The organism is Microbacterium sp. MYb45 (assembly GCF_002979655.1).
Classification (GTDB): domain Bacteria; phylum Actinomycetota; class Actinomycetes; order Actinomycetales; family Microbacteriaceae; genus Microbacterium.
Genome location: NZ_PCPG01000015.1, coordinates 1 through 21375, shown reverse-complemented (window position 1 = coordinate 21375; position 21375 = coordinate 1). Strand labels below are relative to the sequence as shown.

The following is a 21375-nucleotide window of genomic DNA, read 5'->3' as shown; positions in this document are numbered from 1 at the left end:
CCTCGACGTCGAGATGACGCGAGTCTAGATGAAGGGCGGACGACGGTGGGTGTTACCTGGCGGAGCCGTAGCCGCTCTCGCCGAGCTCCTCGAGAATTCGATTGAGATCCTGAATCGAAGCGAAATCGATCGTGACCTGGCCTTTTCGTGCACCGAGTGCGATCTTGACGCGAGTGTTCAGCCGGTCACCGAGCTTTCCGGCGACCTCGTCGAGGTATGCCCGCCGTGCTCCGGGCGTCGCTTTCGTCGTCTTGCCGGCCGACGGCTGCGACTTCGCAGCCTCTTCCGTGGCGCGCACGGAGAGGTCTTCGTTCACGACCTTGTCGGCGAGGCGCTGCATCGATTCGGGATTCTCGAGACTGAGGATCGCGCGGGCGTGACCAGCGGTCAGCACCCCGGCCGCGACGCGCTGCTGCACGGGGACGGGCAGCTTCAGGAGCCGGATCGTGTTGCTGATCTGGGGACGTGAGCGGCCGATGCGCGTGGCCAGCTCCTCCTGAGTGATGCCGAAGTCCTCCAGAAGCTGCTGGTATGCAGATGCTTCTTCCAGCGGATTGAGCTCGGACCGGTGGAGGTTCTCCAGCAGGGCATCGCGGAGGAGATCCTCATCGGCCGTCTCGCGGACGATGGCCGGGATCGTCTCGAGTCCTGCCTCACGAGCGGCGCGGGTGCGCCGCTCCCCCATGATCAACTCGTACTCGCCCTCGGTGTTCTTGCGCACGACCACGGGCTGCAGCACGCCGAACTCGCGCACGCTGTGCACCAGCTCCGCGAGGTCTTCCGGGTTGAAGTGCGTCCGCGGCTGGCGCGGGTTCGGGACGATCGCGTTCGGGTCGACCTGGACCAGGTGGATCCCCGGCACCTCTTCCAGCGCGGGTGCCTCGGCATCCGGCCCGACCGTCGCCTCCGTGGCAGCCGGCCGCAGGCTCGCACCAGGGAAGAACACATCGACGGGACGCTCCGCCTGATCAGCCGTGGGGATCAGGGCCCCGATACCCCGACCCAGTCCAGTGCGCTTGGCCATCATTTCTCCTTGCTCTGCGTCGCTGTCCGCGATGCGATCTCGACAGCGGCCTCGCGGTAGGCGATGGCGCCGGCGGATTGTCCGTCATAGGCGATCACGGTCTGTCCGAAGCTCGGCGCTTCAGATACACGGACCGAGCGCGGAATCACCGTCTCCAGCACCTGATCCGGGAAGTGCGTGCGCACCTCTTCAGCGACCTGCTGGGCGAGGCGGGTGCGGCCGTCGAACATCGTGAGCAGGATGGTGGAGAGATGCAGGTCGGGATTCAGATGCTTCTGGATCATCTGGATACTACCGAGCAACTGGCTCAGTCCTTCCAGCGCGTAGTACTCGCACTGGATCGGGATGAAAACCTCGGATGCGGCCGTGAAGGCGTTAATCGTGAGGAGCCCCAGCGACGGCGGGCAGTCGATGATCACGAAGTCCATCGGATTGTCGGCGAGGTAGTCCACGAGCGCGCGGCGCAACCGGTGTTCGCGGGCCACCTGTGCGACGAGCTCGATCTCCGCCCCTGCAAGGTGGATCGTGCTGGGCGCGCAGAAGAGATTGGGATCTTCGGGACTGGGCTGGACGATATCGGCGAGGGGGAACTCCTCGATGAGCACGTCGTAGACACTGGGGATGTCGGCGCTGTGCGGAACACCGAGCGCGGTCGACGCATTGCCCTGCGGGTCGAGGTCGATGACCAGGACCTTCGCCCCCAGGCCCGCGAGTGCGGACGCAATGTTCACGGCCGTCGTGGTCTTCCCCACGCCGCCCTTCTGGTTCGACACCGTCAGGACGCGCGTCTCGCCGGTGAACTCGACCGATGCGGCCTCCAGCGCGCGCCTCCGGGCCGAAAGGTCGGCAATCTCCCGCGCGAGCGGTGTATCCATCCCGAACGATTCGTTCGTCGATGTCTTCTCGGATTGTTTCACGTGAAACATCCACTCCTTTCGGGGCCGCGTTCCACTCTAATCGCTGCGGGCGACACCGGCTTACGCGAGCCCACGACGGGCCGCCGATTCCGCAGGAAGCGAGCCCGCACAGCTCGCTTCCGAGGGTCACCGCGACCGGGCGAGACGGGATCCATGCTCTCCGCACCACGCACCTGGATCGACGTTTCACGTGAAACGATGACGGATTCACTTCCTCATGAGGCGGGCACGGGGGCCGACAACCCTCACGAGCAATCTGGTCGGCTGGGAGGGAGTGGTCGGCCGCTCGCGCTGGCAACTGATGCGGCGGAAGGAGTGACGATAGCCAGAAGCCACCCGGGCAGCGGGCTCGGCATGTGTGGTGCAGAGACTGGAGCGAAGCTGTGCGAGCGCGCCGCGCACGACAACGACGGCAACCACTCCCCCACCCGCGCGCACCAGCACGGCGACACTGCGGTGTCTGAACCGCAGCGGGTGGCCGCACCGTCGTACGCCACACCCGTTCCGTCGGGGCACACTGCCCCGCAGAGCGACGTTTCACGTGAAACATCGCCCACGTCCGCCTCCGGCACCACGCTGAGGCAGAGGAGAACCGCGGCACCTCGCAGGGGTCCCTCTGAACTCGCCGTGCTATCGACACCGTGGGCCGTTCCTCCGACTTCACCGACGTACCGTCCGCACGCCGGCATCACCGCTCGTTCCGGCGCCGCCTTCCGACCAGCACCGGTGAAGCTCACGACGAATGGGTCGCGACCGCTCGAGACGAGGCCGAGGGGAACAGCGCCCAGACCAGCGGGAGCCACCCCGGTCCTCACAGGGCACTACCTCCCGGAACCGCAGCCTTCGCAGCCATCACGACGCCTTCCCCGTTCGTCATACCCGCCATCGATATACGGATACGGGGACCGGAGACGAGATCATCCTCCGCGGGACGGATCGCCCCGTTTCACGTGAAACACCGCGCACGGCGATCCCGGGCCTGCAGGTATGCGTCGCGTCGATGGGTAGCACTCCGTGCACCGTCCCCATCTCAGCCGCGAACTCCTTCCTACTCGCAGGGAAGACCACGGTCGACTGCGTGAAGTCCCCACGGGCGGCCGAATGCACACCGGGTTTCTCCCGCACGGCATCCGGCGGCCGAGCGGTGTCCACCGGTAGATGAGAAGGCTTCGCCAGCTACAGCTATCGCGGTGTTTCACGTGAAACATCGATGCTTCGCGACCACCCCGATACGAGGAAGCGGGGTGTTTCACGTGAAACACCCCGCTTATCTGATGGCAGAAGCTCAGCGCACTCGAGCTCGAACCACGCGGGTCGTCTCCGGCAGCACGCCCTCTCCCAGTACTTCCACCCGTACGTCAGAGAGACGGAACTTCTTGATCTGCTTCTGAGCAGCCTCTACCTCGTTCGCCGCATTCATACCCTTGAGAAGGATGAGCTCTCCCCCGTCGCGCACCAGCGGTGCCGTGATCGGGACGAGAGTCCGCAGCGCGCTCACCGCGCGCGCCGTCACGACATCGAAACTTGCGGGGGGCACGTCTTCAGCCCGCGCACGCAGCACGGTCGTGTTCGTCAGCCCGAGTTCCGAGACCTGTTCATTGAGCCAGGTGATCCGACGCTCCATCGGTTCGACGAGCGTCCACTCCACATCAGGACGAGCGATGGCGAGCACGATCCCGGGAAGGCCCGCACCGGATCCGATGTCGGCAACAGAACCGCGGAAGAGAGGCGCGGCGATCACACTGTTGAGGATGTGGCGCGTCCACAGGCGAGGAAGCTCTAGAGGACCGATGAGTCCTCGCTCCTCCCCTTCACGTGCGAGCGCTGCTGTGAACGCCCGCGCGATCTCGATGCGATCTCCGAACAGCTCGGCGGAGATCGGCGGTTCCTGCTCGATCTCACTCATGAAGGTTCACACAGAATCGATGTTTCACGTGAAACATCAACGACGGCGGAGAACCGTGTGCCGGTCAGCGCCTTCGCCGTACGACTCGGAGACGAGCCCCCGTTCCGCGGCGATGTCATGCACGAGCTTGCGCTCATAGCTGGACATCGAGGGCAGCGAGGCCTGGGACGAACCCTCATCGAGCTTGGCTGCGGCAGCGTCGACGAGCGTCTCGAGCTGGCGACGGCGCGTGTCGCGCGAGCCGGCGATGTCGAGGATGAGGCGCGAGAACGAGCCAGTCTTGCTCTGCACGGCCAGACGGGTCAGCTCCTGCAGCGCCTGCACCGTATCGGGGGCGGAGAGCAGGGACAGCCCGTCGCCCTCAGCTTCGATCGAGACGTAGGCGCGGCCCTGACGGACGTCGAGATTCAGGTCTCCGTCGATGTCGGCGATGTCGAGAAGTTCCTCGAGGTAGTCCGCCGCGACGTCGCCTTCGTTCTCGAGCTGAGCCACCGTGGGCTCGGTGTTCTCGGTCATGGTCTCAGTCATGAGCCGCTCCCCTTCTTCTTCGCGCGCTTCTTACCCACCGGCTGCTGACGCTTCGGTGCTTCCGCCTTGGCCTTCTCGGCCTCTTCGAGCAGACGCTGCTGCTCCGCCTCGTATGCGGCCATCGGGACGACCTTGCCGGAGGAGTCGATCGCCTTGCCCTTACGAGCGAGGCGCTCTTCACGGGCCTTGGCGGCTTCAGAGCCGGGAGTCGGCATCTCACGGATGACGAGGAACTGCTGTCCCATGGTCCAGAGGTTCGAGATGAACCAGTACACGACGACACCGAGCGGGAAGAAGACACCCGAGAAGATGAAGCCCAGCGGAAGGACATAGAGCATGATCTTCTGCATCTGGTACGCCTGGCCGGTCTTGGCCTCGGGCGACAGGTTCTTCGAGATGATCTGCAGTTGCGTGAAGAACTGCGAGGCGATCATGAGGACGACGAGCGTGACCAGGATGACGATCGCGGTCGTGTTCTGCGCGTCGACCGCGTTGCCCAGGGTCTCGTGCAGCGAAGCGACTCCGAAGAGCTTCGCGTCGTAGAACTCCTTGGTGAGCTCCGGGCTCAGCAACCCGACGCCACCGACACTGTCCTTGGCGTGCTTGCTGACGTCACTCAGCACGCTGTAAAGAGAGAAGAAGATCGGCATCTGCACGAGCAGCGGCAGACAGCTCGACATCGGCGTCGTGCCGTGCTTCTTGTACAGGGCCATCGTCTCGCGGCTCATGGCCTCGCGAGAGAGCTGATCCTTCTTACCTCGGTACTTCTCCTGAACTTTTCGCAGTTCAGGAGCGATTTCCATCATCTTTCGCTGGCTCTTGATCTGCTTCACGAACAGCGGGATCAGGGCGGCACGGACGACGATGACGAGTCCGACGATTGACAACACCCAGGTGAGACCAGATGCGGCGGGAAGGCCGACGGTGGTCAGCAGCCAGTGCCAGGCGACGAGGATGAGTTCGACGACCCACTTCAGCGGCCAGAGGATGGTGCCGATCAGATCGAAGCCACCCGCAGCAGGTGCATCGCTGGGAGTGGAGCTGGCTAGCAGAAGGTCAAGACCCACCGATCAGTCCTTTCGGGAAGGGACGACGAAACCGTGTGCAGTCAGGTCGTAGCGGAAGTGTTCATGCGGACGGACGTCGTCGACGCCACCGCTGGTCCAGGGATTGCAGCGGAGGATGCGCCATGCCGAGAGCACCGCCCCCTTCACCGCGCCGTGCTGCTGCACCGCACCTACAGCGTAGGCGGAACAGCTGGGGTAGTACGCACAGACATCTCCATACATAGGGGAGATCACCTTGCGATAGGCGGTGAGGAATCCCAGCACCAGATTGCGCGGCACCAGGGGAACGCTGCGAAGCACATCCTGCGACTGCATGCGCGCCGTCCCGATGGACGAGGCCGGGAGAGCGGTCATGCCGACACCGCGACCGTTGGGGCGAGTCGGCTCAGACACCGATCAACATCGGCGCGGAGTTCCGCGAAGGATGCCGTCGCCGACGCAGGAAGGGCACGGATGACGACATCCGTGCCCTCGGGAACGCGTTGCAGCGCTTCCGCGCACACGGCTTTGAGTCGCCGACGCACGGTGTTGCGCACTACAGCGGTGCCTACCTGCTTGCTGATGATGAATCCGAACCTCGCGGCCCTGCTCTCGCCCGTCGTCAACATCGAGGTGATGACGCGCGCCCCGCCACAACGGGATCCGCGTCGAACGACCAGACGGTAGTCGCTCCCGCGGGTCAGCCGATACGGGCGGGCGAGCACAGTGGACTACGCAGAGAGCTCGGTGCGGCCCTTCGCACGGCGGGCAGCGAGGATGCCGCGGCCGGCACGCGTACGCATGCGGGCACGGAAGCCGTGCTTCTTGGCGCGACGACGGTTGTTGGGCTGGAAAGTGCGCTTGCTCATGGAATCACTCCGGGAATGCTGCCACCGGATTCACTTCGACCGGAGACATGGGGAACTGCCGAAAAAGGCATAAGTCAACCGACTTAGGGTACGTCTTACCGGCGCGCAGAGCAAATCTGCGCGCTTCCGTGGTCGACCACCGGCACGAACCGCACAGCCATTATCCACAACCGGGGCTCGCCCGGCGAGCACAACACGCGCGCGTATTTTCAAGGGCAGGTTGCCGTTCACAGCCGCGGTGACTACCGTGGCATCCTAAGTTATCCACAGGGGCACAGCACGTCGACCCCGCCTCGATTCCTCGTCCGGAGCGTCATGTCATCACCTGCCCAGCCCGACGTCCCCATCTGGACCACGGTGCAGGAGCTTCTGGTCGATGACGATCGTGTCACTCCCCAGCTGCAGGGATTTCTGAGTCTGGCCGTCCCGGCCGGCGTCATGTCCGCGACGCTCTACCTCGAGGTGCCGAACGATCTCACCGCCGCGCAGATCAACAAGCGCCTGCGGCTGCCGATCATGGAGGCGCTCTCGCACATCGGCGAGGAAGTGACCTCATATCGGGTCGTGGTCAATCACGAGCTGGCCGAGCAGCAGGCGGCGCCGATCGCGGTGGGCGATTTCGGGCGACACGAGCAGGTCCGTGTGGAGTCGCCGATGGAGCAGCCGACACAGTTGCGCCACGAATCACGGCTCAATCCGAAGTACACCTTCGACAACTTCGTGATCGGCCAGTCGAACCGCTTCGCCCACGCGGCCGCCGTCGCCGTGGCCGAAGCCCCCGCGAAGGCCTACAACCCGCTGTTCATCTACGGCGACTCCGGCCTCGGGAAGACGCACCTCCTCCACGCGATCGGTGACTACGCGCAGTCCCTCTACGCCGGGGTCAAGGTTCGCTACGTCTCGAGTGAGGAGTTCACCAACGACTTCATCAACTCGATCGCGAACAACCGTGGCGCCGCGTTCCAGGCCAGGTACCGCGACGTCGACATCCTCCTGATCGACGACATCCAGTTCCTGCAGGGGCGGGCCGAGACGCAGGAAGCCTTCTTCCACACCTTCAACACGCTGCACGATCACAACAAGCAGGTCGTCATCACCAGCGACGTCGCCCCGAAGCATCTCACCGGCTTCGAGGATCGGATGCGGAGCCGCTTCGAATGGGGTCTGATCACCGACGTGCAGGCTCCCGACCTGGAGACACGCATCGCGATCCTCCGGAAGAAGGCGCAGAGCGAGGCGCTGCACATCCCCGACGAGGTCCTCGAGTACATCGCGACCGTGGTCTCCTCGAACATCCGTGAGCTCGAAGGAGCCCTCATCCGGGTGTCCGCCTTCGCCAGCCTGAATCGATCGGCACTCGACATCTCGCTGGCCCAGACCGTGCTCCGCGACATCATCGACACGGCCGAGGACAACATCATCTCGCCGACGGACATCATCACGGCCACGGCGCAGTACTTCAAGCTCACGGTCGACGACCTCTACGGTTCCAGCAGATCGCAGCAGATCGCCACCGCCCGACAGATCGCCATGTACCTCTGTCGGGAGCGCACCAGCCTGTCCCTCCCGAAGATCGGTCAGCTCTTCGGCAACCGTGACCACACGACCGTCATGTACGCGTACAAGAAGATCAGCGAGCTCATGAAGGAGCGACGTTCGATCTACAACCAGGTCACCGAGATCACCACGCAGCTCGGGCGTCGCTGACGCCGCGACACGCGGGTATGAGGGGGACTCGGCATCCGAAGGGGTGCTGGGTCCCCCTTTTCGCGTCCTGACAGGCATTCCCGGCGCCGGATAGATGCCTCTATGCACATGTGGATAACTTGTGGATGACTGTCAGTCTGATCGGGACGAATGTGGGTCAATCGATCAAACCTGTGGATAACTATGGGGGAGCCTCCGCACCCGTAGTCGGCCCCAGCCCGCGGATTCCTCAGGGATTCCACAACTGACAAGCGTGTAGTTCCTTACTCGCTCTTGCTATCCACCGAGTTATCCACAGTATCCACAGCTGTTAACACCGTTAAGGAGTTAAGTCTTTCAAGGCGCGATCCCATCACCAGACGGTGGGGAGAACCGTCGAACGAACGACAAGAACTCCGGCGTAGGGATCCGGGCGAACAGGGGGCTAGCATGGGAAGCCCTGCACCGGCAGGGCCGACGACAACGCGTCACAGTTCGACGACAAGGGAGCACCAGTGAGGTTTCAGGTCAACCGCGATGTCTTCAGCGAGGCTGTCTCGTTCGTCGTCAAGCTTCTGCCGCAGCGCAACCCGCAGCCGATCCTGGCCGGTGTGCTGATCGAGGCGGACGGTTCCGGACTCACACTTTCGGCTTTCGACTACGAGGCCTCCGCACGGACGACGATCGAAGCCACCGTCGAGACCCCGGGCACGATCCTCGTGCACGGTCGACTTCTCTCCGACATCGCCAGCCGGCTTCCGAACGCTCCGATCGAGATCGCTGTCGAAGAAGACGGTGGCATCACCGTCACCTGCGGCTCCGCCCGGTTCACCCTCGCGGCCATGCCCGTCGAGGAATACCCGTCGATCCCCGAGGTGAGCGGGTCTTCGGGTGTCGTTCCTGCCGATGACTTCGGTACGGCGATCTCGCAGGTCGGATTCGCGGCTTCCCGCGACGACGTGACCCCGGTGCTGACCGGCGTGCAGCTCGAGGTGTCGGGTCACAGCCTCAGCCTCGTCGCGACCGACCGTTACCGGGTCTCTCTCCGTGACGTTCCGTGGGACGGGGAATCCGTCGAGGCGACCGCACTGGTTCCGGCGCGTACGCTGCTCGAGGTCGGAAAGACCTTCGGCCACGCCGGCACCATCCAGATCGCTTTCTCCGGAGCAGGGGACCGCGAGATCATCGCGTTCACCGCCGGCAACAAGACGGTCACATCGCTGCTGATCAAAGGCAACTTCCCGCCGGTCCGCCGCCTCTTCCCCGAGCAGACCGACCACTACGCGGTCGTGAACACCGCTGATCTCGTCGAGGCCGTCCGGCGTGTGTCGCTCGTGCTCGACCGTGCCGCGCCGCTTCGCTTCACGTTCTCGAACGACAGTGTGACGATGGATGCTTCGGGCAGCGAGCACGCCAGGGCTTCCGAGTCCGTCGACGCGATTCTCTCGGGCGGCGACGAAGTCACGCTCGGCCTGAACCCGCAGTATCTGATCGAGGCTCTCGGTGCGGTGAAGAGCGAGTTCGTCCGCGTGACCTTCACGTCGAGCGACAACGCCAACAAGCTCAGCCCGGTGCTCATCACGAGCCAGACTTCGGTCGATCAGGCCGGTCTCGATTCGTTCAAGTACCTTCTTCAGCCGAACCTCCTCCTGCGCTGATCCTGAGGTTTTCGACCGTTACCTGTCGGAAACAGCAACGCTCGGAACACGAAACACCAGGCTGCGAGAGTCAGCAGTGCCCCAGAGCACGGCTGCTCCGCATAGCCGTGCGGCCGCGCTCGTCTCTTCAGACGAAAGACGCTCCGCATGCCACCAAAAGCTCCCACCCGTTTCCGACGCCTGCGTGCTCACGGCTGAAGACCTGGAGATCGCAGGGGATTCGCTCGGTCTGACGACAGCCTCGCCAGACTGGTCGAGCGTGTCCATCCTGGATACCGATGCCGACGGTGAGCTCACGATTCTCGATCTCGCAGATCTGTCGCAGCGCATCATCTACGACGACGGGCCCTTCGAGCTCGTCGAAGCGACGGTGATCGACATGCAGTCAGCCATGAATGCGGGAGTCGCGAGTTCGCAGAGCATCACGCAGGAGTACCTCGATCGGATCGAGGCATACGACCGTGCCGTCGTACCGGGCGGAAGTCGTCCGCTCAACTCGATCATCACGGTGAACCCGAAGGCGCTCGATACGGCAGCGGAGGCCGATGAGATCCGTGCGTCCCAGGGTATGACGAGCATGTTGCTGGGTGTTCCGATCGCGCTGAAGGACAACTACGGCACGGTCGACATGGTGACGACCGGTGGATGCGCGTGCTGGAACGAGAACCAGACGACCAACGACGCCTCGATGGTCAGCGGTCTCCGCAGCGACGGTGCCGTGATCATGGCGAAGGCGAGCCTCGACGAGTTCGCCTACGGGTTCGTCTCCGAGTTCTCGTCGTTCCAGGAACCGGGTTCGACATCTCTCGTGGCGAGCCCGTACGACACCACGAAGACGGCCGGCGGGTCCAGCGGAGGGACGGGCGCCGCCGTCGCGGCCAATTTCGCCGCGCTCGGCTTCGGCACCGACACCGGCGGATCGATCAGGGTCCCGTCGTCGTACAACCAGCTCGTCGGAGTTCGTCCCACCGTCGGTTTGGCGAGCCGTGACGGCATCATCCCGCTGGCGCTTTCGCAGGACACGGGCGGACCGATGGCCCGATCGGTCATCGACGCGGCCATCGCACTCGACGCGGTGGTCGGAGTCGACGAAGCCGATCCTGTCACCGCACGGCAGCAGGGACTGGTCCCCGATTCGTACACCTCGTTCCTCGACCCGGATGCGCTGCAGGGTGCGCGCATCGCCTTCATCCCCTCGATGGTCGGGACCAATTCCGGCACCGTCCGCCTCTTCTCGGAGGCGACTGCGGCGCTGACCGCCCAGGGCGCGACCATCGTGCCCGTGACGCCGCCGGCAGGTTTCGCCGCCGTGCTCAACGAGGGATCCGGATCGACGAACGAGTTCCGACACGACCTCGACGAGTACATCGCCACCCATCTCGGTCCCGAGGTCGAGGCACGGACGCTCACGGACATCCTCGCGACGAACAGCTTCGTGACGTCTCGGCGATCGATCTACGAGGCACGCAACGCCGTCACCGACGCGACGTACGAGGCGTGGGCCGGCGACACCGGCTCGCACACGGTGCAGATCGCGGCGGGCAAGACCCTCGTGACCCAGATGATGGAGGATCTCGATCTCGACGCGATCGTCTATCCGAGCACGAACGCATATGGGACCCAGGGGACGAACATGAGATTGAGCCCGAACACCGGGATGCCGTCCGTGACCGTTCCGATGGGTCGGACGATCGAGGGTGAGTCTGTTCCCGGCAGCGGCGTGAACCTGGAGTTTCTCGGACGGGACTTCGACGAGGGCACCTTGCTGGGGCTCGCGTATGCGTTCGAGAAGACCACGGGCGCCCGCACCTCGCCGTCGCTCTACGGACCGCTTCCGTGATCAACGGCCGGCGGCTGCTCGACGGACTCGAGCGGCCGCCGGCTCGAATCCGCCGGAGGGAGATGTCAGAGCCCGAAGGTAGGCTGACAGCGTGATCGTGGAACACCTGAGCTTGGTCGACTTCCGCAATTACGCGACCGCTGAACTCGCGCTCCACCCCGGCCCGAACGTGCTTGTCGGTCGAAACGGGCAGGGCAAGACGAATCTCGCCGAGGCGGTGGTCTTCCTCGCGACCCTCGGTTCGCACCGGGTGTCGTCGGATGCGCCGATGGTGCGCGACGGCCAGGAGTTCGCGGTCATCCGTGCGCGGCTCTCGCATGGCGAACGGCGGGTTCTCGCCGAGGTGCAGGTGAATCGGCAGGGGTCGAACAAGGCCCGCATCAACGGCTCGCCGTCGAAGCCGAACGAGCTTCCGCGCTACGCGCATGTGGTGCTCTTCGCCCCGGAAGATCTGCAGATCGTGCGTGGCGATCCTTCCGCGCGCCGCCGATTCATGGATCAGCTGCTCATTCAGCGTATCCCCCGCATCTCGGCCGTGCTCGCGGACTACGACCGCGTGCTCAAGCAGCGCAACGCCCTGCTCAAGTCGGCGCGAGCCCGCGGCATCCGCGGTGAGGGTCTGAGCACGCTCGATGTCTGGGATGACAAGCTCGTCGCACTCGGTTCCGAGATCATCACGGTGCGCCAGCGGTTGGCTGCGGATCTTCAGCAGCCGGTGGCCGACGCGTATGAGGCCATCGCCGGCGCCGATCATCGTCCGCAGTTGGAGTGGGCGCTGTCGGTCGGCGGTGGGGATCCCGAAGAGGGAGAGGACGGAGCGTCGGGCGCGGAGGAATCCCCTGCCAGCGGCAAGCTCAGTGATCCGCAGCACATCGCGGAACTCTTCCGTGCCTCGTTGGCAGCCAAGCGGTCGAGCGAGCTCGATCGCGGTCTCACACTCACAGGTCCGCATCGTGACGACCTGGTCCTGCGTGTGCGTGATCTCCCGGTGAAGGGTTACGCCTCACACGGCGAATCCTGGTCGGTCGCGCTCGCGCTCCGACTGGCGTCCGCCGAGTTGTTGCGCAGCGAGTCCCCCGCCGGAGATCCGGTGCTGATCCTCGACGATGTCTTCGCCGAACTCGATGCCGACCGACGACAGCGACTCGCGACCCTGACGGCGGGCTACGAGCAGGTGGTGGTCACGGCGGCGGTGGAGGAGGATATCCCCGAGGTGCTGCATGCCCACGTGGTGCGGATCAGTGCCGGGACGATCAGCGACGAGCGGGAGGCTGCGGATGACTGACGCCGCGTCGACTCCGCCGGTCGAAGTGCCGGAGACGGTGGGCACGTACCTGCGCCTGCGCGGGCTGCAGCCGAGCTCGAAGAGCTGGAAGCGCAAGCGCCGCATCGTCACCGACGACGACAACGCGCCGTTCACCCCGGGTCGGGATCCGGGTGCACTCGGCGCGGTGCTCGACAAGCTGAGTCGGGACTCCGGCTGGCAGATCACGCTCGCCCGTGAGGACCTGGTCCGGCAGTGGGCCGATCTGGCGGGCGCCGATACCGCGAAGCACTCCGAACCGGTCTCTCTCGAGCGCGGATTGCTCACCGTGAAGTGCGACTCGACGGCCTGGGCGAAGAACCTCCAGTTCATGCGGGCGACCATCCTCACCGAGATCGGCCGTCGCTATCCCGACGCGGGTGTCGAGAACCTCCGCTTCATCGGACCGGACGTCCCCTCCTGGAAATGGGGTCCCAGAGTCGTTCCAGGGCGGGGCCCGCGCGACACCTACGGGTAGGACACCACGAATGGGGTCCACAACGCTCAGAGGGCCACACACGGCCGTTGAGCGGCATTTCCCGACGAAACCCCGCTAGAATGGGAGTTCGTGATATCGATGTGGAGAATGCCCTCTGATGACGCCTGAATCCCCTGCTGACGAGACGGAATCGAACACCGGGGGAACCTCCGACCCCATCGACGGCTCCGAGACCACGAGCAACACGATCTCTCCCAAGATCAAGCAGCCCGGCGAGTACGGAGCCGACTCGATCCAGATCCTCGAAGGCCTCGAGGCGGTGCGCAAGCGACCCGGCATGTACATCGGGTCCACGGGTCCGCGCGGTCTGCACCACTTGGTCTACGAGATCGTCGACAACTCGGTCGATGAAGCACTCGCCGGATACGCCGACACGATCTCGGTGACGATGCTGGCCGACGGTGGCGTGCGCGTGGTCGACAACGGTCGTGGCATCCCGGTCGACCCGCACTCCTCCGACCCGAACAAGTCGACGGTCGAGGTCGTGTTGACGATCCTGCACGCCGGTGGAAAGTTCGGCGGCGGCGCCTACGCCGTCTCCGGTGGTCTGCACGGTGTCGGATCCTCGGTCGTGAACGCGCTGTCGACCCGCTTCGACGTCGAGGTCAAGCAGAAGGGCTTCGTCTGGCGCCACTCCTTCGCCGACGGCGGCATCCCGCAGCAGAAGCTCGAGAAGGGCGAGGCGACCGACGAGACCGGTACCAGCATCACGTTCTGGCCGGACGCGTCGATCTTCACCGAATCGATCGACTTCGACTACGACACACTGCGCACGCGGTTCCAGCAGATGGCGTTCCTCAACAAGGGATTGCGCATCGATCTGCGCGACGAGCGCGAGTCCTCGGCCTATGAGGTGGAGGAAGAGGGCGCGACGATCACGAAGCAGCCCGGCGATGTCTTCTTCTACGAGCGCGGACTCGTCGACTACGTCGAGTACCTCAACAAGGTGCGCCATGCCGAGGTCGTGAACGACGAGATCATCGCGTTCGAGTCGGAGGACACGCAGCGAAAGATCTCCCTCGAGGTCGCCATGCAGTGGACCACCTCCTACACCGAGAACGTCTTCACCTACGCCAACACGATCAACACCCACGAGGGCGGAACGCACGAGGAAGGCTTCCGCGCGGCGCTCACGACCCTGGTGAACAAGTACGCCCGTGCGAACAACATCCTCAAGGAGAAGGACGACAACCTCTCCGGCGACGACGTGCGCGAGGGACTCACGGCGGTCATCTCGATCAAGCTGGGCGAGCCGCAGTTCGAGGGTCAGACCAAGACCAAGCTCGGCAACACCGAGGCGAAGGCTTTCGTGCAGAAGGTCGTCGGCGATCAGCTCGGAGACTGGTTCGAACGCAACCCGGTCCAGGCCAAGAACATCATCCGCAAGGCTCTCGACGCGGCGACCGCTCGCCTCGCCGCCCGCAAGGCCCGCGAGACCGCACGTCGCAAGAGCGTCTTCGAGTCGGCGGCCATGCCGGACAAGCTCAAGGACTGCACGAGCAAGGATCCGTCGATCAGCGAGATCTTCCTCGTCGAGGGTGACTCGGCCGGTGGTTCCGCCGTGCAGGGTCGCGACCCGCACACCCAGGCGATCCTGGCGCTCCGCGGCAAGATCCTCAACGTCGAGCGCGCGCGTCTCGACAAGGCCCTGGGCAACAAGGAAGTCCAGGCGATGATCCAGGCCTTCGGCACGGGCATCGGCGAAGAGTTCGACATCGAGAAGGCGCGCTATCACAAGATCGTGTTGATGGCCGATGCCGACGTCGACGGCCAGCACATCACCACGCTGCTGCTCACGCTGCTGTTCCGCTACATGCGCGGACTCATCGAGGCCGGCTTCGTGTATCTCGCGATGCCGCCGCTGTACCGACTGAAGTGGTCGAACTCCCCGCACGAGTACGTGTTCAGCGATGCCGAACGCGACGCTCTGCTCAAGCACGGCCTCGACAACGGCAAGCGGATCCCGAAGGACGCCGGCATCCAGCGCTACAAGGGTCTCGGTGAGATGAACCCGAAGGAGCTGTGGGAGACGACGATGGATCACACCACGCGCACCCTGCAGCAGATCACCATCGAGGATGCCGCCGCCGCCGACGAGATCTTCAGCGTGCTGATGGGTGAAGACGTCGAGTCCCGACGCAGCTTCATCCAGCGCAACGCCAAGGACGTCCGCTTCCTCGACATCTGACGCCCCGCGGGCTCAGACCAGATGTGTGACAGAGAGATTGATTGATGACTGACGAAGAACGCACCGAGCCGGAACACGACCACGGCAAGATCGACCAGGTCGACCTCCAGTTCGAGATGCAGCGCAGCTACCTCGACTACGCCATGGCGGTCATCGTCGGGCGTGCCCTCCCCGACGTGCGCGACGGCCTCAAGCCGGTTCACCGCCGTGTGATCTACGGCATGTACGACGGCGGCTTCCGCCCCGACAAGTCGTTCTCGAAGTGCGCCCGTGTGGTGGGCGAGGTCATGGGCCAGTACCACCCGCACGGCGACTCGGCGATCTACGACGCCCTCGTGCGTCTGGTGCAGCCGTGGTCTCTGCGGTATCCGCTGGCTCTCGGCCAGGGCAACTTCGGCTCTCCCGGCAACATGGGCGCCGCGGCTCCTCGATACACCGAGACCAAGATGGCCCCGCTCGCGCTCGAGATGGTGCGCGACATCGAAGAGGACACGGTCGACTTCACCGACAACTACGACGGTCAGACTCAGGAGCCGACGGTTCTGCCGGCCCGCTTCCCGAACCTGCTCGTCAACGGCTCGGTCGGTATCGCGGTCGGCATGGCCACGAACATCCCGCCGCACAACCTGCGCGAGGTATCGGCCGCGGCGCTGTGGGCACTCGACAACCCCGGCATCTCCCGCGAGGAGCTGCTCGACGGCCTGATCCAGCGCATCCCCGGTCCGGACTTCCCGACCGGCGCGCAGATCCTCGGCACCAAGGGCGTCCACGAGGCGTACCGCACGGGCCGCGGCTCAATCACGATGCGCGCCGTCGTCAACGTCGAAGAGATCCAGGGCCGCACCTGCCTCGTCATCACCGAGCTGCCCTACCAGGTCAACCCCGACAACGTCGCGGTGAAGATCGGCGACCTCGCCCGCGACGGCAAGATCACCGGCATCGCCGACATCCGCGACGAGTCCTCCGACCGTACGGGTCAGCGCCTGGTCGTCGTGCTCAAGCGCGACGCGGTCGCGAAGGTCGTGCTGAACAACCTGTACAAGCACACGCAGCTGCAGGAGAACTTCGGCGCGAACATGCTCGCGATCGTCGACGGCGTGCCGCGCACGCTCGCGATCGACGGTTTCATCACGCACTGGATCACGCACCAGATCGAGGTGATCGTCCGGCGCACGGAGTTCCGTCTGCGCGAGGCCGAGAAGCGCATGCACATCCTGCGCGGATACCTGAAGGCGCTCGACGCGCTCGACGAGGTCATCGCGCTCATCCGTCGGTCGCAGACCACGGCCGATGCGAATGAGGGACTCCAGGAGCTCCTCGACATCGACGAGATCCAGGCCGACGCGATCCTGCAGATGCAGCTGCGCCGTCTGGCTGCACTCGAGCGTCAGAAGATCATCGACCAGGCGAACGAGCTCGAAGCACAGATCACCGACTACAAGTCGATCCTCGCCGACGAGGGCCGTCAGCGCACGATCATCCGTGAAGAGCTGACCGGCATCGTCGACCGCTTCGGTGACGAGCGCCGCACGCACATCCTGCACGGCTTCGACGGCGACGTCTCGATGGAAGACCTCATCGCCGAGGAGGAGATGGTCGTCACCGTCACGCGCGAGGGCTACATCAAGCGCACGCGCAGCGACAACTACCGCTCCCAGCACCGTGGCGGCAAGGGGGTCAAGGGCGCGCAGCTTCGTGCGAACGACATCGTCGAGCACTTCTTCGTGACGACGACGCACCACTGGCTGCTCTTCTTCACCGACAAGGGTCGCGTCTACCGCGCGAAGACGTATGAGGTGCCGGAGGCCGGACGCGATGCCAAGGGCATGCACGTCGCGAACCTGCTGGCGCTGCAGCCCGACGAGAGCATCGCTCAGGTGCTCGACATCCGCGACTACGAGGTCGCCGACTACCTGGTGTTGGCCACGCGCGAGGGTCTGGTCAAGAAGACCCGCCTCGAGGCGTATGACACCAACCGTCAAGGCGGCGTCATCGCGATCCGTCTGAACGACGAGGACGAGCTCGTCAGCGCGCTCCTCGTGAACGCCGAGGACGACATCCTCCTCATCAGCCGTCGAGGCATGTCGGTGCGCTTCGAGGCGACCGATGAGGCGCTGCGTCCGATGGGTCGGGCGACGGCCGGTGTGCGGGGTATGAAGTTCAAGATCGACGAGGACTGCCTGCTGTCGGCGTCGGTCGCCGCCCCCGGGAAGTTCGTGTTCATCGTCACGGACGGCGGCTACGCGAAGCGCACCGCGGTCGAGGAATACCGGGTCCAGGGACGCGGTGGAACAGGCATCAAGGTCGCCAAGCTGAACGACGATCGGGGCACTCTCGCGGGTGGTCTGATCGTCGCCGAGGACGACGAGGTCTTGGTGGTTCTCTCCAGCGGCAAGGTGGTACGCTCTGCCGTGGCCGAGGTCCCCGCCAAGGGTCGAGACACCATGGGAGTGGTGTTCGCCCGGACGACGGAGGCCGACCGCATCCTCGCCATCGCCCGTAATGGCGAGCGTGGCCTCGCCGAAGACGAGGCCGATGCGGAGGATGCCGAGACCCAGGCACCTGAGACGACAGAGACCCCCGAGGATACAGACGCATGAGTACAGTGGCCGACAAGCTGGCGAAGAAGTCGACACGCAAGACCAGTGGCAAGCAGGTCCGCCTGCGTCTGGTCTACGTCGACTTCTGGTCGGCCGTGAAGCTCTCGTTCCTCGGAGCGGTCGCTCTCGCCGTGGTCACGATGGTGGCGTTCTTCCTGATCTTCCTGGTGCTCCAGGCGACCGGGATCATGAAGACCGCTGAGGGATTCCTGCTCGGCATCACCGGCAACGAGTTCGTGCTTTCGGAGGTCGTCGGTCTGCCGCAGGTCATGGCTTTCGCCGCGGTCGTGGCGATCCTGAACCTGATCGTCTTCACCGTGCTCGGCGCCGTCGTCGCCGGGATCTACAACCTCGCGGTGAAGGTGACGGGCGGACTGCTCGTCGGGTTCATGTCGAACTGATCCTCGAACCGGATTCCCGAAGGGCGGATGCTGCGGCATCCGCCCTTCGTCGTCCCCCGGTGTGCTCGGCGCTCAGACGACGCCGGTCGTGCCGAGGAGCGTGCCGATCAGCCAGGTCGCGGCGAGAGCGAGCGCTCCACCGATGACCAGTCGGATAGATGCCCTCAGGGGCGGGGACCCGCCGATCCGCGCCGATAGTGAACCGGTGATCGCGAGGGCGATCAGGACGGCGACGAAGGTGATCGGAACACGCCACTCGGGCGGCGGCAGCAGGATGGCGAGTAGCGGGAGCAGAGCTCCGAGCGTGAAGGCGACCGCCGAAGAGAGCGCCGCGTGCCACGGATTGACGAGATCGTCCTGGTCGATGCCCAGCTCGACCTCCAGGTGGGCGGAGAGCGCATCGTGTGCGGTGAGCTCCTCGGCGACCTGACGTGCGGTCTCCTCGGAGAGGCCCCGGTCGCGATAGAGCTCGGTGAGTTCGGCCAGCTCGGCGGCCGGCATGGTGCGCAGCTCCTCACTCTCCTTCGCGATCAGCGCGCGTTCACTGTCGCGCTGGCTGCTCACCGAGACGTACTCTCCGAGCGCCATCGAGATCGCCCCGCCGATCAGTCCGGCGATCCCCGCGGTGAGCAGGGCTGCGTTGTCGGTCGTCGCGCCCGCCACGCCCACGACCAGTGAGGCGACCGAGACGATGCCGTCGTTCGCGCCGAGCACTCCCGCGCGCAACCAGTTCAGTCGTTGACCGAGACCTGCGCCGTGAGGTTCACCTTCGTGGGCTGCCATGCAGCCAGTGAAGCAGATGGACATCGCGCTCGATAGGGGCGGAAAGCACCCACGACGGGTTATGGAAAACCCGAAGCGGAGCGTCCGGCTGACTCGGTGTCATGCGTGTCTGCCCCGCCGTACCTTGGAACCATGACCACTCAGACTGCGACCCCGGCTCCCGCCACGGCGGTGAAGCCGCCGTTGCGCATCTTCCTCACGATCCTGCACCTCGCAGGCGTCGGCGCGCTCGGCGGCGCCATCTTCGGCATGCTCGGCGGACTCCTCGGCACCGGCCTCGGTCTGCTCTTCGCCGCCGGCATCGGCCTCGTGCTCCTCGTCGGGCTCGTGTACGCCCTGTACGGACTCGGGTGGTTCGAGGTCGCCCGTGTCGGTGCCCTCTACCGCACCCCGATCACCCCGTTGCGACTGCAGCAGCGCGACCGCCCCGGGTTCGTCGGCTGGCTGCGCTCCCTCGGGCGCCAGGCGATCGACCCCCGCATGTGGCGAGCGGTCGCGAACTTCGCCATCTCGGCCGTGCTCGGTTTCATCGTGCTGCGGCTCGCCTGGAGCCTGGTGTGGTCGATCATCATCTCCTTCGCCCCGCTCACCGCGGCGGACGCGGTCATGGGACCGTTCGGCGGCGGAGGCATCCCCGTCGCCTGGGCACCGCTGGTCGGTATCCTCGGCATCGCGGCCTCCGTGGTCGGGATGATCGGCCTGGCGCTGCTGCACCGCACGCTGTCACTGGCGATCGTCGTCCGCAGCAAGGAGACGGAGCTCACCGAACGCGTCCGCACCTCGACCGCCCAGCGGGAAGGAGCGGTCCGCGCCGCCGATCTGGAGCGCACACGCATCGAGCGCGACCTGCACGACGGCGTCCAGCCGCGGCTCGTCTCCGTCGGTATGACGCTCGGCCTCGCTCAGCAGAAGATCGACAGCGATCCGGACACTGCCAAGGAACTCATCAACGAGGCGCACACCTCGACCAAGGCGGCCATCACGGAGCTGCGGCAGCTCGCCCGCGGCATCCACGCGTCCGTGCTCGACGACCGCGGCCTCGACGCCGCGCTGTCGGCCCTCGCCAGCCGATCGCACATCCCCGTGCACCTCGATGTGCGCATGGACGGACGATGCAGTCGCGAGGCCGAGGCCGCCGTGTACTTCTCGATCGCGGAATCACTTACCAACGCCGCGAAGCACTCGCGGGCCAGTGAAGCCCGAGTCATCGTGCGGCTCCGCGAGGGGAACACGCTCTGGGCGCGGGTCGAGGACAACGGCATCGGCGGCGCGCAGGTGCAGCCGGGTGGCGGCCTCGACGGCATCGCGAACCGTATCCTCGCCGCCGGCGGGACGTTCCGCCTCGACAGTCCGCAGGGCGGACCGACCAGCCTGGAGGTGAACGTACCGTGCGCATCCTGATCTGCGAGGACTCCGTCCTCCTCCGCGAAGGACTGGTCCGTCTGCTCGAAGACGCCGGCCACGAGGTGGTCGCCGCTCTCCCCGACATCGAGGGCCTCGACCAGGCCGTCGCCACCACGGCACCCGACCTGTGCATCCTGGACGTCCGGCTTCCCCCGACGTTCACCGACGAGGGGATCCGCGCGGCGCTCGGACTCCGGTCGACGCATCCGTCGCTCGCCATCCTCGTGCTCTCGCAGTACGTCGAGGAGCGCTACGCCTCCGACCTGATCGCGGCGCAGGGTGGTCCGCTCGGATACCTGCTCAAGGATCGCGTCGCCGACGTCTCGGAGTTCCTCGCCTCGGTGCAGCGCATCTCCGAGGGTGCCACGGTGCTCGACCCCGAAGTGGTGGCGCAGCTGCTCACGCGGCGCAACCGTGACGACAGGATGATGCGTCTCACGGAACGGGAGCGCACCGTGCTCGCGCTGATCGCGGAGGGGAAGTCGAACCAGGCGATCGCCGGTCTCCTCTTCCTCTCCGAGGCGAGTGTCGAGAAGCACATCACCGCCATCTTCCAGAAGCTGGGCTTCGAGCAGGATGAGTCGGGCAACCGCCGCGTGCTCGCCGCCCTCGCCCACATCGAGAACACCGGTGGCCCGACGCCGCCGACCGGCCAGACAGGAGTGGCACGATGACCACCGACAACAACGGCGCCCCGGGCGAGCACACCCCGCTCACCCCGCC

The 21375-nt window shown here is 65.4% G+C and carries 19 protein-coding genes; 10 read left to right on the top strand and 9 right to left on the bottom strand.

Annotated features, from left to right (window positions below; translation table 11 throughout):
- Nucleotides 1-52 precede the first annotated feature (52 nt).
- The 8 genes from CQ034_RS16905 to rpmH all read right to left on the bottom strand — a co-directional run bounded on the left by CQ034_RS16905 (nt 53) and on the right by rpmH (nt 6290).
- Nucleotides 53-1024 carry a ParB/RepB/Spo0J family partition protein gene (locus tag CQ034_RS16905; protein WP_105711977.1) on the bottom strand — a complete coding sequence of 324 codons (972 nt, stop codon included), beginning with the start codon at nt 1022-1024 and terminating at the stop codon, nt 53-55.
- Complete coding sequence (locus CQ034_RS16900) at nt 1024-1899, bottom strand: ParA family protein (protein WP_231481882.1); 876 nt, start codon at nt 1897-1899, stop codon at nt 1024-1026. Before CQ034_RS16900 ends, CQ034_RS16905 begins: the two co-directional genes overlap by 1 nt.
- Nucleotides 1900-3226: 1327 nt before the next feature.
- Entirely contained in the window at nt 3227-3847 is a 621-nt protein-coding gene (rsmG, locus tag CQ034_RS16895) for a 16S rRNA (guanine(527)-N(7))-methyltransferase RsmG (RefSeq protein WP_105711976.1), read from the bottom strand.
- Nucleotides 3848-3883: 36 nt separating this feature from the next.
- Entirely contained in the window at nt 3884-4375 is a 492-nt protein-coding gene (locus CQ034_RS16890; protein ID WP_029264211.1) for a R3H domain-containing nucleic acid-binding protein, read from the bottom strand.
- Nucleotides 4372-5442 carry a membrane protein insertase YidC gene (gene yidC / locus CQ034_RS16885; RefSeq protein WP_029264210.1) on the bottom strand — a complete coding sequence of 357 codons (1071 nt, stop codon included), beginning with the start codon at nt 5440-5442 and terminating at the stop codon, nt 4372-4374. Before yidC ends, CQ034_RS16890 begins: the two co-directional genes overlap by 4 nt.
- A gap of 3 nt (nt 5443-5445) precedes the next feature.
- Nucleotides 5446-5796 (bottom strand): membrane protein insertion efficiency factor YidD, encoded by a 351-nt coding sequence (gene yidD / locus CQ034_RS16880; RefSeq protein WP_029264209.1) that lies wholly within the window; start codon nt 5794-5796, stop codon nt 5446-5448.
- On the bottom strand, nt 5793-6146 hold the full coding sequence (rnpA, locus tag CQ034_RS16875) for a ribonuclease P protein component (RefSeq protein ID WP_081860056.1): 354 nt from the start codon (nt 6144-6146) through the stop codon (nt 5793-5795). Before rnpA ends, yidD begins: the two co-directional genes overlap by 4 nt.
- Before the next feature lie 6 nt (nt 6147-6152).
- Complete coding sequence (gene rpmH / locus CQ034_RS16870) at nt 6153-6290, bottom strand: 50S ribosomal protein L34 (RefSeq protein ID WP_013584598.1); 138 nt, start codon at nt 6288-6290, stop codon at nt 6153-6155.
- Between the two features lie 315 nt (nt 6291-6605).
- Here rpmH and dnaA point away from each other — a divergent pair, with 315 nt between their 5' ends.
- From dnaA to CQ034_RS16830, 8 genes are all read left to right on the top strand, one after another.
- Nucleotides 6606-7997, top strand: a complete 1392-nt coding sequence (dnaA, locus tag CQ034_RS16865; RefSeq protein WP_029264207.1) for a chromosomal replication initiator protein DnaA — start codon at nt 6606-6608, stop codon at nt 7995-7997.
- A 494-nt stretch (nt 7998-8491) separates the two neighbouring features.
- Complete coding sequence (gene dnaN, locus CQ034_RS16860; protein ID WP_029264206.1) at nt 8492-9634, top strand: DNA polymerase III subunit beta; 1143 nt, start codon at nt 8492-8494, stop codon at nt 9632-9634.
- A gap of 259 nt (nt 9635-9893) precedes the next feature.
- Nucleotides 9894-11474: an amidase family protein gene (locus CQ034_RS16855; protein WP_258134251.1), complete on the top strand. Its 1581-nt coding sequence runs from the start codon at nt 9894-9896 to the stop codon at nt 11472-11474.
- 91 nt (nt 11475-11565) lie between these two features.
- Entirely contained in the window at nt 11566-12759 is a 1194-nt protein-coding gene (gene recF / locus CQ034_RS16850; RefSeq protein WP_105711974.1) for a DNA replication/repair protein RecF, read from the top strand.
- Complete coding sequence (locus CQ034_RS16845; protein ID WP_029264204.1) at nt 12752-13255, top strand: DUF721 domain-containing protein; 504 nt, start codon at nt 12752-12754, stop codon at nt 13253-13255. Before recF ends, CQ034_RS16845 begins: the two co-directional genes overlap by 8 nt.
- A 118-nt stretch (nt 13256-13373) precedes the next feature.
- A complete protein-coding gene (gene gyrB / locus CQ034_RS16840) occupies nt 13374-15464 on the top strand; it encodes a DNA topoisomerase (ATP-hydrolyzing) subunit B (RefSeq protein ID WP_308737271.1) in 2091 nt (696 codons plus the stop codon).
- 44 nt (nt 15465-15508) lie between these two features.
- Nucleotides 15509-18064 carry a DNA gyrase subunit A gene (gyrA, locus tag CQ034_RS16835; protein ID WP_029264202.1) on the top strand — a complete coding sequence of 852 codons (2556 nt, stop codon included), beginning with the start codon at nt 15509-15511 and terminating at the stop codon, nt 18062-18064.
- Nucleotides 18061-18465 carry a DUF3566 domain-containing protein gene (locus CQ034_RS16830; RefSeq protein ID WP_029264201.1) on the top strand — a complete coding sequence of 135 codons (405 nt, stop codon included), beginning with the start codon at nt 18061-18063 and terminating at the stop codon, nt 18463-18465. The genes gyrA and CQ034_RS16830 overlap by 4 nt, the downstream gene beginning before the upstream one ends.
- A gap of 72 nt (nt 18466-18537) precedes the next feature.
- Here CQ034_RS16830 and CQ034_RS16825 read toward each other — a convergent pair whose 3' ends face one another.
- On the bottom strand, nt 18538-19248 hold the full coding sequence (locus CQ034_RS16825) for a VIT family protein (RefSeq protein WP_105711973.1): 711 nt from the start codon (nt 19246-19248) through the stop codon (nt 18538-18540).
- Between the two features lie 132 nt (nt 19249-19380).
- Between CQ034_RS16825 and CQ034_RS16820 the strand changes: the two genes are divergently transcribed.
- Together CQ034_RS16820 and CQ034_RS16815 are read left to right on the top strand one after the other, a co-directional pair.
- Entirely contained in the window at nt 19381-20649 is a 1269-nt protein-coding gene (locus CQ034_RS16820) for a histidine kinase (RefSeq protein WP_029264199.1), read from the top strand.
- On the top strand, nt 20637-21326 hold the full coding sequence (locus CQ034_RS16815) for a response regulator transcription factor (protein ID WP_105711972.1): 690 nt from the start codon (nt 20637-20639) through the stop codon (nt 21324-21326). The genes CQ034_RS16820 and CQ034_RS16815 overlap by 13 nt, the downstream gene beginning before the upstream one ends.
- Nucleotides 21327-21375: the final 49 nt, after the last annotated feature.